Source organism: Streptomyces sp. NPDC018019, from assembly GCF_044327805.1.
Lineage (GTDB): Bacteria > Actinomycetota > Actinomycetes > Streptomycetales > Streptomycetaceae > Streptomyces.
Window position 1 is genome coordinate 1 of record NZ_JBIRGD010000061.1, and the last position, 9964, is coordinate 9964.

Below are 9964 nucleotides of genomic sequence, written 5' to 3' on the forward strand. Positions count from 1 at the left end.
AGCATCGTCAGCAGAGCCGTTCGCGACCGATACGGACGATTCGATCGTCATCTACGGTACGAGAAGCTGGAGCGGCTGCTGAAGAAACGCGGCGTGCCTCTGGAGGATGTCCCCGATGGCCAGGCCATGGAACAGGAGCGGGCTGAGCGAGCCGCCGTTGCGGAAAGAGCAAGGCGGGCCCGGGAACGGGCGCTTGAGCAAGCCCGGCAGGTGCGCGCCGAGAAGGCGGAAAGACTCGCCCCGGCCGTCCGCGGTGCCCTGAAGAAGGCAGCTCGCGAACATCGCGTCACCACCTGGGCCGAACTGCGGGACAAGACCGGCCTGCGCCAGCTCGAACGCCTCAACCACGAGGACAAGCTCGCCCTGCTCTCCCTCGTCGAGTCCGACACCGCTCCTGAGGAACCGTTGTGGTCCGCCCTCCTCGTCGAGGACGACATGCGTCTTCACCGCGACATCTGCCGGCTTCTCGGCCGCCCCCTGCCCGACAGCGACGCGGAACTCATCGACCAACTCACCATGGAACGCGACAGGCTTCACCGCCAACGGTGACCATCCCGGTCGCGCCCCGGCAGCCTTGACGACGCTGGTGGGATCGGGTGGTGCGCACTTCGGGACGGGGCCGCCTGCCAGCGCGGCATCGACACCGAGCAGGAGCTGCGCGGGGGCCGTGAGTGTGGCGGCGTCCTGGCTGGCTGGGCAGCGGTGAAGCCGCCAGGCAGCGGCGGCATCAGCCGGTGTACTCGGCAGCGTAGGCGGTCGCGGCGGAGAATCGTGGGGGCCCGATGCTCTTTCGGAAGACGAGTTGCTGAGCGTGGACGAGCCAGGGGTCGGCGGCCAGGGGCCAGCCGAAGGGGTCGCGCTGCCGCCCAGCTCGCTGCCGCGGCGACCGTAGTCACCGTGCTGCACCCGGTGATGCTGCCCCTGCTGATCGCCTCGGTCGTCCCGTGCACCTGGGGGGGTGCGCGGGGCCCGGATCGAGCACGCGGCCCACCACCGCACTGTGGAACGTGGCCCGCTCCTACACCACGGAGCGGAACACCGCCGATCAAATCCGCGCAGGCACCATGGCTGAGTTCCTCATGCGCCAGTATCGCATCGTGTCCGGCCGCCTGGAGGCCGAACAGCTGCGGGCAACGCGGCAGGCCCTGGTGGTCGTCGGCGACGCGCTCACCGCCGTCGGCACCGCCGCGACCTGGGGCGTGCTCGTCCTGCTCGTGGCCACGGGCCGGATGGAACTGGCCGCAGCGGCACCACCGCCATCTCGGAGGACGGGCCGCAGCCCATCACCGCGCGGGACGTCTCCCTCACCTATCCCGGCGCGGACGAGTCAGCACTGGACGGCGTCAGCCTGATTCTCAAACGCGTCGAGGCCATCTCGCTGATCGGCGAGAACGGCGCCAGCAAGAGCACCCGCGCACAGGCGCTGACCGGCTTGTTCCTCCCCACCGCGGGCTCCGTGCGGTGGGACGGCGTGGGCCTGGCCGACGCCGCCCCAGCCACGGTGCTGTCCAAGGTGGCGCTCGTGCCGCAGGACTACACCCGCTGGCCACTGGTCATCCGGGAAAACATCACCCCAACTCCAGGCCTCGAATGCTGCCGTCGCCGGATACGCGAAATGGCCGGTGTTCGTCAGCGCCAGTGGAAGCACGTCGTTTTACGGGCATTCCACCAAGTGTCGCCTTGCCGCTGAGCATGTCAGGTCGCCTGTTCCCGGCGTCACCTCGAACAGAACCACTGATATTCAGAGGGGTTCCGGCGATCCGGACGACGAGTTGCCTCGGTCCGCAGAGTGTGGGCCAGGGGCTTGGGCCCGTAGCGCATCAGGGCTCGGACTGCGCTGGTCTCCCACCCGTCTTGCCGCAGGCCCGTGGGGGGGTGTGGTGAAGGGGAGGACTGTGATGTTCTGCGCGGCGAAGGGGGCGGTGTCGAGGTAGCGCATGCCGCCGGTTCCGCACAGGTATGTTCTGGCTCCGGTGGCGGCCGCGAGGTCGGCGAGGCGCTGGGACCGGTCGTTCCGGGCGGGGAGTTGGCTGCTGTGAAGGACTGCGCCGGTCCAGTCGAGCAGGTCCAGCAGGAGGCGGGTGGATGCTTCGGCCACGTCGGCGGTCTTGTCGGTGGTGGTGAACAGGTCGAACACGGTGTCCAGCCGGCCGTGCAGGGCGGGCCAGTGGGGGCTGGCCGAGTAGTGCTGGGAGAGCATCTGTGCGATCCGGCGGCGGGACCGGGCGGGGTCGACGATCAGGGCGTCCCGGATGGTGGTCTGGCGGCCGCCGGGCAGGTGGGTGGGGATGGTCAGCCACTGGCGCCGTGTCGGGTCGTCCAGAGCCGCCAGGCGGGCCCGGTGCTGGTAGTCGCGGCGGGTGAACTGCACATCGTCAAGACGACCCAGGACTGTGCCGCGAAGAGTTTGGCCAGCGTGGTCAGGCGGGGGAACAGGTTGGGCTGGTGCACGGCGCACCGCCCGCCCGGCAGCGGGAGGTCAGGTGAGGAGGCGGGTGGTGAAGCCGTCGTGGATGAGGGCTCGGTAGGCGGCATGCACGTCCTCCGGGACGTCCTGCTCGACGGCGAAGCCGAGCCGGGGGTACTCGATCACCCGCTGCATGTCGCCGACCAGCATGTTGGTGACGAAGACTTCGTCACCAAGCGCCGTGAGGTAGTCGTCGAAGGCCAGCGGCTCGGATGCGCACACCACCTCCACCTCGGGCCAGACCTTGCGGCAGGTGGCGAAAGCGCGGCGCTCCATGTACGGCATGGCGGTCAGCAGGACCGACGCCGGCGTGATGCCGGCGGCGGCGAGCACATCGCGGGTGAAGGCGATGTTCTGTCCGGTGTTGGCGGCATCCGGTTCGATGAGGACCGCGTCGGCGGGCACGCCGAGGTCGATGGCGTGCTCGCGGAAGTGGACGGCCTCACCGCGCGGGAAGCGGGCTGCGGAGTTGGGGCTGTTGCCGCCGGTGAAGACGATGGCGGGGACGAGCCCTTGGAGATAGAGACCGGCGGTGAAGGCGGCGACCCGCAGGTCGTGGCTGCCCAGTCCGATCGCCACATCGCACACGCGGAGCTGGTGGTGCATCTGGTGGTAGTCCCAGATCAGTTTCGCGTTGCGCCACTGGTCTTCGGTGAGGGCCTGCTGGGTGTCCGTCACGGCTTTCTCCCTGGTCATCGTCGCCGGGGACGCGAGGTCCCCTCGATCGTGGTCCGGATGCCCTCGATGCTCGCGAGCTGGTGGTGCAGGCCGTATTGGGCGGCCATCGTCGCGGCCCGGTCGAGGACATAAAGACCATCATCCAGGGTGGCTGGGTCGGAGAGCAGGATGTGTCTGTGGGCGGTGTCCAGACGTACGCGTTGCATCGGTGATTCGGCGGTGCCGGTGCGGCGGGCGATGTCGATGAAGTGCAGGGCTTGGGTGAGGTCGCCGACGCCACGATGGGCGAGGGCCAGTTTCTGGTGGGCGACGGACCAGTCGTCGGGCTCTTCGAGGTCCTCGAAGTCCCGGGTGGCTGCCGTCATGACGCGGGTCGCGTAGTCGTGGTTGCCGTCTTTGCTCAGCGCGGTGCCCACCCAGATCCGGGCCCGGGCCTTGTCCCGGTGCGAGAGCCGGTCGTCGACGGCCAGGGCCTCGTAGTGCCGGGCGGCGAGTTCGAGCTTGCCGGACATCTCGGCCACCACCGCCAGAGACAGGTCCAGCTGGGCGACGCGCCGGGGGATGTCGAGCTGGCAGAACAGCGCGCGAGCCCCGGCGTATGAGTGCTGGGCCGACAGCGGGCCGAGGACGGCGCCCCGGTCCCGGTTCAGGTCGCCGAGCAGGGCGGTCGAGCGGGCGTACAAGTACAGGCCCTTGTTGTCCAGTTCCATCGGCTCGAACTGTTCCAGCCACCGGTTCAGGAGGCGGTCGGCGAAGGTGAAGTTCTGCCGTGACAAGGAGACCACGACGCGGTCCAGGTCGTCGGTCCACGTCTCGTACGCCCAGGTCCGGGGCCCGGATGCGGTCACCCGGCGTCCCGGGCCCGCGGCCGGGCGGCCGGCCTCGGACAGCAGCGTCTCGAAGCGCAGGTGCACGGCCTTCTCTGAACTAGGTCGATCGTCGGGCTTGCGGCCCCTGCAACCAGCGGGATGTACTGATTTCGCAGTCGCTGAGCGACCTGGCATGGAGTGCGAGGGGGGAGTTCTTGTGCCAAGACATAGGCGGGTAGGAACTCGGCCAGAAGAGATCGCGGCCGAAAGGGCGAGACCGGCCGTCCGGGTCTGGAGCCCACCTGACCAACCCGAACGACCTCGGAAAGAGCGGCCCCGTGTGCCAGCTCCGAGTGAGGTGGAAACCGGCGAATCGATGGACGAAACCGGTTGGACTGACCAGCCTGTAGATCCGGCCAAGTGGAGCGGGCCCAGCCGCAGCGTGCGCGACATACCTTCGGGTCTCCCAGGACTCGGCAAGCGCCGTTAAGAACCCGAGTCAGGGGAGTCGGAGGGACGAGCCGGCCTCTATAGGAGCCGCTCAGGACACAGCGATCATTCGGAGTGTTCGGAAGCCGTCGGTGTCATGCGGATTCCTGCGGAGCAACAACGGTCGAGATGCGGGAGGCGAGGTCGCGAAAGGTGGGCATCCCCAGGTCGACAGCCTGCCGTGCTCTGGCTTCTTGATAGTCGAGTTGAGCGAGTTTCTCCTTTGCGCCAGCGAGGCTGAGCTCGATGCCTTCGACATCGCCTAGCCAGCCCTCGCGTTCGGCCTCGGCGAGCCGGGCGATGAGGTTGTCGTGGTACTCGATCAGCCGGGGACGCTGGGTCAGCTCGGGTCGGAGCATCGGGCAGCGGATGCAGGCATGCTCGTGGATGCAGGACGTGCCGTAGGCCCGTCCGCAGGTGCCGACGGAGAGCTTCCGTCGCTCGAAGTGCCCGAGGAAGGAGTCCCACTCGTCGGGAGTCGGTGTGCGGTATTCCTCGCTGGGCCGCAGAGCCCGCCGGCGGGCGATGAACGCCCGGTGGGCCTGGATAGCTTCGAGTGGGTAAGTCGCCTTGTAGCCCATAGTGGTTGAAATGTGTTTGTGGCCGCAGATGATTTGGGCGATGTGGGGTGGCAGGCCGCTCAGGATGGCGTCGGTGACGAAGATCCTTCGGAAATCGTGTGGCTGGAAGAGCAGCGGCTGTCCGGCGGCGTTGGTCAGGCCGGTCGCCGCGAGGGTCTCGTCGATGGCCTTGGTGACGGTCGCGTAGGAGATCGGGCGGTTCTCACCGTTCAAGGTCCACTGGAACAGCAAGGGCATCGGAGGGTTCCAGACCCTCTCGGCAGTGTCGAATGCGGCCACCAGCGGGATGGTGCCGGTCTTGGGGTCGCGGACCCGACTGACGACGATACTGAGGACGTCGGCTAGCTCCGGGGAGACGAGCAGGACGCGTTCCTCGTCGGTCTTCGACGGTGCGATCTGCAGCAGCGGGACGATCTCGCCGGTGCTGGGCAGCTTGTATTGGACGATGCTGTGGTGGCTGGACTCGAGCATTTCCTCAATGCGGCATCCGGTGTGCCGGAAGAACTCGATGGCGGCCCAGGCGCAGAAGGCCCGGTGTTCGGCCTTGGCCAGATCCCGGCGCCGCCCGTCGGCGCCGCGGACGATGGTTGAGCTGTCCGAGTTGCTCCGTCGGCTTGTCCGGGCTTTCGTGAGGGTCTCGCCGAGGACGGTGAATGTGCTTCCTCCGGGTGCCGCCTGGACGGCCTCCAGGCGTGCCTGGGCGTCTTTGAGGCGCTGGCCGGCGACCCTGACCAGCTCGGGAACACCAGGCAGGCGTGACCGGGTGCGTTCGTCGGACCTGGCTTTCTGCTGGCGGGTCGCCTTCCGGTGGGCGGCCTTGGTGTCGCCGATTGGAGAGCGCGCGGCCCATCTGCTCCACTGGCCGGGGTCTTCGACGGCCCACTGCGCGATGTCGAGGTAGAAGGCGCGGACCTTCATCATCACGTCGACCGCGCTGGCCCGAGGGCTGGTGACCTCGATGGCTGTCCCGTCGGGTTGCCTCCGGTGCTCGGTTTTGAAACGAATTCGCTCCTTCCAGGCCGCAGCCACTTCCGGGGCAAGGGCGAGCGAGTCGATGCCGGGGTGGTGTTTCTCAAGGTCGGCCCAGAAGAGGTTGGCCAGGATCCTGGACTGGTCTTCCAACGACGTGTAGTCCATCGCCGGCTGCCGTTCGGTGAGGTAGGCGACGAGGGCGTCCCGAACGTTCTGGCTCTTCAGCTGGTAGCGGTCGACAAGCTCGGCTGGGGTGCGGCGCCCGTGGTACGACTTCGACCGCGAGATCGTCGTGGGTGCGTCGTGCGGAAAGATGCCCAGCCCATGGAGCCAGGCGTAGAACATCGACGGGTGCAGGCCGCCCTCCGTCTTGTGAACTTGTGCCCGCGCATCCCGCAGTTCTAGGCAGTCCCCGACGGTGATGTCGGAGATCCTGCCGCCCTTGGCAATGAGGATCTGAGCGATCTGTCCGCGGATGGCGCTGCCCAGCTGCGACGACCACATCTCGGGGTCGACCCGTGGCCTCCAGCTGGGCGAAGCCTTCCGGATCACGGGTCTGTGTGATCAGTTCGCGTTGTTGGCGGGATCGGCGCTGGACCAGCCAGCCGAGGTCGGGACGGACCACGTCGAGGGCCAAGATGGCGAGGGTGCCGGCGTTCAGATCGCCGCTGCGGACATAGGCGCTGCCCGGGTCGTGGCCGGTGACGGCGCCCAAGAGCCACTTCGGATCGTGTTCCGAGATACCGCTGGCCATCCAGCGTTCCTGCCAGGACTCGCCCGGGAACTGCTCGAGCCATTCCAAGATCCGCCGGGCGCCCCGCTTGCGTGACCATCGCGTCAGTTGGTTGTCGGCCCGAATTGGCGGCTCGTCCAGGCGCTCGAGGAGCCTGGCCGCGTCCTCTGTGGACTCGGGCCAGCTCCTGGGGACCGCCCGGGGCGGATATTTCGCTCGGAGCTCGTCAACGCCGGCCTGCGGGAAATGGCGGCTCAGACCCTTGGGCTGCGTGCCGGGGGCCTCCGGCTCCACGAGTACTTTCGGGCTCATTGGGCTCCTCCGAACAGGACGTTGAGCGATGCCGCGTTGTAGCCCGCCGCCGGGGGCGGTGGGAGCGGCTCAGGCTGACGGGTCCGCCGCAGGAAGTGGGCTCGGAGATGCTCGATCACCTCGTCCTCGCTGGCGGTGAGGTAGATCTGGGTGGTGGTCAAGTGGCGGTGGTTGAGGATCCATTGGACGTCCGTCAGTGGGAGTTCTGGGTCCCGAGCCATGCGGTAGGCCGCCGTGTGGCGCAGGTCGTGGAGGGTCCAGTTGGAGCCCAGCAACTTGTTGACGCGCACGAACATCGCCCTGGCGGCGTGGTAGTTCAGCGGACGCCATGGCCGGCGCAAGGTCCACCACAGTGTCTGGTGGCGTCCGCGGGGTGCCCCCTTGGCCCAGGCTTGTTCCTGAGCGAGCCGGATCCAGACAAAGGCGTCTGGGGAAGCCGGAATCTGCTGATATTCACGTGTTCCCTTGCGGGTCACGCCGATGAGCTGCTGGCCCGGCAGAGCGTCCTTCTCACAGCTGTCGAGGAGTTCCTCGGCGCGGGCTCCGGTAGAGACCCAGGAGGCCAGCAGAGCCCGGTCACGGTCGTGGTTCAGCGCGGCGAAGAGAGCGTTGAACATGTCGTCCGGGATGCGCTTGGGGATGCGCTTCGGGACCGTCGGCCGGTAGCGGCCCTTGCGCTCCTGGGTAAAGGGGTCCATCGGATTGTGGTGAGCCTGGGCGCGGCCGGACTGGCGCGACCGGTCGAGGGGGAATGGGTTGAGGATGGGGCCGGAGCCCTCCTCCCTGTGAAAGTCGTAGAAGTCGCGAAGCACTGTCTCGCTGTGTGCACGGGTCGCCGGCGCGTACTTCTTGCCCGGCGTCGGCTTCCCGGTCACCGCGTTCGGTGTTCCCGGCGGAACGTCGGACGCCTTCGGCATGGTCGGAACGGCACCCGGCTTCCCGCGGTGACGCCAGTGGACCCGCGCCGGCTTGTCCGCCAGTTGCATCCATCGGGTGAAGTCGCGGGCATCCGCCCTCGTCACCCGGTCCCACTCGAGCCCGAGCACCCACAGAAACCGCCACCACCGCAGCAGGTCCAAGCCGTATGACCGGAGGGTTGAGTTGCGCTTCTGCATCGCCTGTAACTCGGCGAAGTAGACCGCCACGGGCGCGACCTCTGCACCGGACGGGTCGAGAAGCTGATACGGCCGCCACGAGTCCCCGGTCTCGTACAGCTGGCCTACATCCGGCACGACGAGGGCAGCCAGATCCCTCTCAGGTAACTCTGATCCAAGCATGCGCGGAAGCTAGCAGATACCTCGCTTGACCTGCGAAAACAGTCAAGTTAGTTCAGTTAACAGGCCGCATCCGCCCGTCTGAGGGCGGTGTCCAAGATGGCCTGGGTGTCGGGCCGGGGTTCGGTGGCGGCCTTGAGTTTGTCCCACTTGGCCACGGTCCGCGGAGCGACTCCGAGGTGGTCGGCGAAGGCCCGCACAGTCAGGCGCAGGGCCATGCGCAGGGCGTGGGCCTCCAGCCCGGTCCAGTGGTGCACGGTCGCCACGCGTCGCTCCCTTCCGCGCAGTTATGGAAGCACGGAGCGCGCGGGTGGGGGCACGCAAGTGCAACGGAAGTGCAACAGCCGTTCATTCCGCGGCGGGCAGGGCCGGGAGAGCATCAAGGCATGGCCGGAACTCAGTGGTCCGGCTCCGCTTCTGTCCCCTCGATTCCTTGGACGGTCACTCGCATGGAACCCCTCACGGAGCATCGCCCGGTCAGCGGCCCGATCGTTTTCGGCTTCCTGAGGCTGCCCAAGGCAACGGCGGCCCGGCGGGCGGCCCTGACCAATGCCCTGGAGGACTACTGCCGCAGCCACGAACTGGTGCTGAGCTCCGTCTTCACCGAGTGCGCCGGCTCGAGCGATGCCCTCTCTGCGGCGTTCACCGGTCTGCTGGATGCGCTCGCGCTGCCCATGGCCTACGGCGTGGTCGTGCCCGCCGCCTCGCACCTGGGCCCCCGGCCGATCGCCGCCGAACGCAGGCGCCAGATCACCGGCTCGGTCGGCAGGCGGCGGCTGCTGATAGTCCGCGGTGGAACCCCCTCTGGCAGGGCAGGGATTCCGGGGCGAACTCGCCACCGCGAGCATGAACCCGTCCGGGGCAGTACGACGTGAGGCTCGCCATGGACCCCGTCCTCATGTCCTTCCCCGCCGAACCCGCCTCCGTGGGCCGGGCCCGGAACTTCGCCGTCGACGCCCTGGCCGCCTGGGGTCTGATCGCGAGAGTGGACGATGTCCGCCTGTGCGTCTCCGAGCTGGCCACCAACGCCGTCCGACACGGCAATGCCCTCGACCGCTGCTTCACCCTGTCCGTGAGCGCCGAGGAAGACGCCGTGCGGGTCGCGGTCCGCGACGCCGGGCCTGGCTGCCCTCAACCCCGGCGTCCCGCCGGCAGCGATGACTCCGGCCGAGGGCTGCACCTCGTCGGCGTCTTCAGCGACGCGTGGGGCGTCGAGCACCACGCAACAGGCGGCAAGACCGTGTGGTCCCTCTTCAAGACCGCACCGCCGCGCACGGAGGTTCCATGCTGACCACCCGCCCGCAGTCCACGCCCGGCCCCTGCCTGCTGGCCTCCCTGGGTGCTTGGACCTGGCTCGGAAAAGATCCGCAGGGCACCGACCTGGCCTACCTGCTGCTCACGCACCCGCCTGGCCGCTCCGCTCGCGACTCCCCCGACGCTCTCGAAGCCCGCATGCGGCACCTGGCTGCATCCCTGGGTGGCAGCTGCGTAGTGACCTTGAGGGCCTTCTGGATCTCGGCGCGCCGGTCCTTGGCGACCGGGTTGTCGAAGAGAATCGAGATCGGCATGCCGGTGCCGACGGTCTGCCCGTCGGACGGGGTGTTGGTGAGCTTGTTGACCTTGTCGGCCTTCGCGGTGGTGAAGGACGC

General features: G+C 68.2%; 9 protein-coding genes and 3 pseudogenes. 5 read left to right on the top strand and 7 right to left on the bottom strand.

The genetic code is table 11. The annotated features are described in order from the left end of the window. The 3 genes and pseudogenes from ACH4FX_RS42790 to ACH4FX_RS42800 form a co-directional block, all read left to right on the top strand. Window positions 1-549, top strand: a pseudogene (locus tag ACH4FX_RS42790) (hypothetical protein); the annotation flags it as partial. Between the two features lie 515 nt (window positions 550-1064). Further along, window positions 1065-1352, top strand: coding sequence for a hypothetical protein (locus tag ACH4FX_RS42795; RefSeq protein ID WP_398487300.1), 288 nt, complete (start codon window positions 1065-1067; stop codon window positions 1350-1352). Window positions 1353-1381: 29 nt separating this feature from the next. Beyond that, the gene (locus ACH4FX_RS42800; RefSeq protein ID WP_398487311.1) at window positions 1382-1690 is read left to right on the top strand and encodes an ATP-binding cassette domain-containing protein; all 309 of its coding nucleotides are present in this window, start codon (window positions 1382-1384) and stop codon (window positions 1688-1690) included. 51 nt (window positions 1691-1741) lie between these two features. Here ACH4FX_RS42800 and ACH4FX_RS42805 read toward each other — a convergent pair whose 3' ends face one another. The 6 genes and pseudogenes from ACH4FX_RS42805 to ACH4FX_RS42830 all read right to left on the bottom strand — a co-directional run. Further along, window positions 1742-2371, bottom strand: coding sequence for a WbqC family protein (locus tag ACH4FX_RS42805; RefSeq protein ID WP_398487302.1), 630 nt, complete (start codon window positions 2369-2371; stop codon window positions 1742-1744). Between the two features lie 108 nt (window positions 2372-2479). Then, on the bottom strand, window positions 2480-3145 hold the full coding sequence (locus tag ACH4FX_RS42810; RefSeq protein ID WP_398487303.1) for a YdcF family protein: 666 nt from the start codon (window positions 3143-3145) through the stop codon (window positions 2480-2482). A gap of 14 nt (window positions 3146-3159) precedes the next feature. Beyond that, the gene (locus ACH4FX_RS42815; RefSeq protein WP_398487304.1) at window positions 3160-4149 is read right to left on the bottom strand and encodes a hypothetical protein; all 990 of its coding nucleotides are present in this window, start codon (window positions 4147-4149) and stop codon (window positions 3160-3162) included. Between the two features lie 389 nt (window positions 4150-4538). After that, window positions 4539-6500, bottom strand: coding sequence for a tyrosine-type recombinase/integrase (locus ACH4FX_RS42820; RefSeq protein WP_398487306.1), 1962 nt, complete (start codon window positions 6498-6500; stop codon window positions 4539-4541). Window positions 6501-7037: 537 nt separating this feature from the next. Then, window positions 7038-8318 (bottom strand): tyrosine-type recombinase/integrase, encoded by a 1281-nt coding sequence (locus ACH4FX_RS42825; RefSeq protein ID WP_398487307.1) that lies wholly within the window; start codon window positions 8316-8318, stop codon window positions 7038-7040. A gap of 62 nt (window positions 8319-8380) precedes the next feature. Continuing rightward, window positions 8381-8581: pseudogene (locus tag ACH4FX_RS42830) on the bottom strand (hypothetical protein); the annotation flags it as partial. Window positions 8582-8764: 183 nt separating this feature from the next. Between ACH4FX_RS42830 and ACH4FX_RS42835 the strand changes: the two are divergent. Together ACH4FX_RS42835 and ACH4FX_RS42840 are read left to right on the top strand one after the other, a co-directional pair. Further along, window positions 8765-9190 (top strand): hypothetical protein, encoded by a 426-nt coding sequence (locus tag ACH4FX_RS42835; RefSeq protein ID WP_398487308.1) that lies wholly within the window; start codon window positions 8765-8767, stop codon window positions 9188-9190. Further along, entirely contained in the window at window positions 9187-9606 is a 420-nt protein-coding gene (locus ACH4FX_RS42840; RefSeq protein WP_398487310.1) for an ATP-binding protein, read from the top strand. Before ACH4FX_RS42835 ends, ACH4FX_RS42840 begins: the two co-directional genes overlap by 4 nt. Window positions 9607-9799: 193 nt before the next feature. Here the strand turns inward: ACH4FX_RS42840 and ACH4FX_RS42845 are convergent. Beyond that, a pseudogene (locus ACH4FX_RS42845) lies at window positions 9800-9964 on the bottom strand (Ig-like domain-containing protein); the annotation flags it as partial.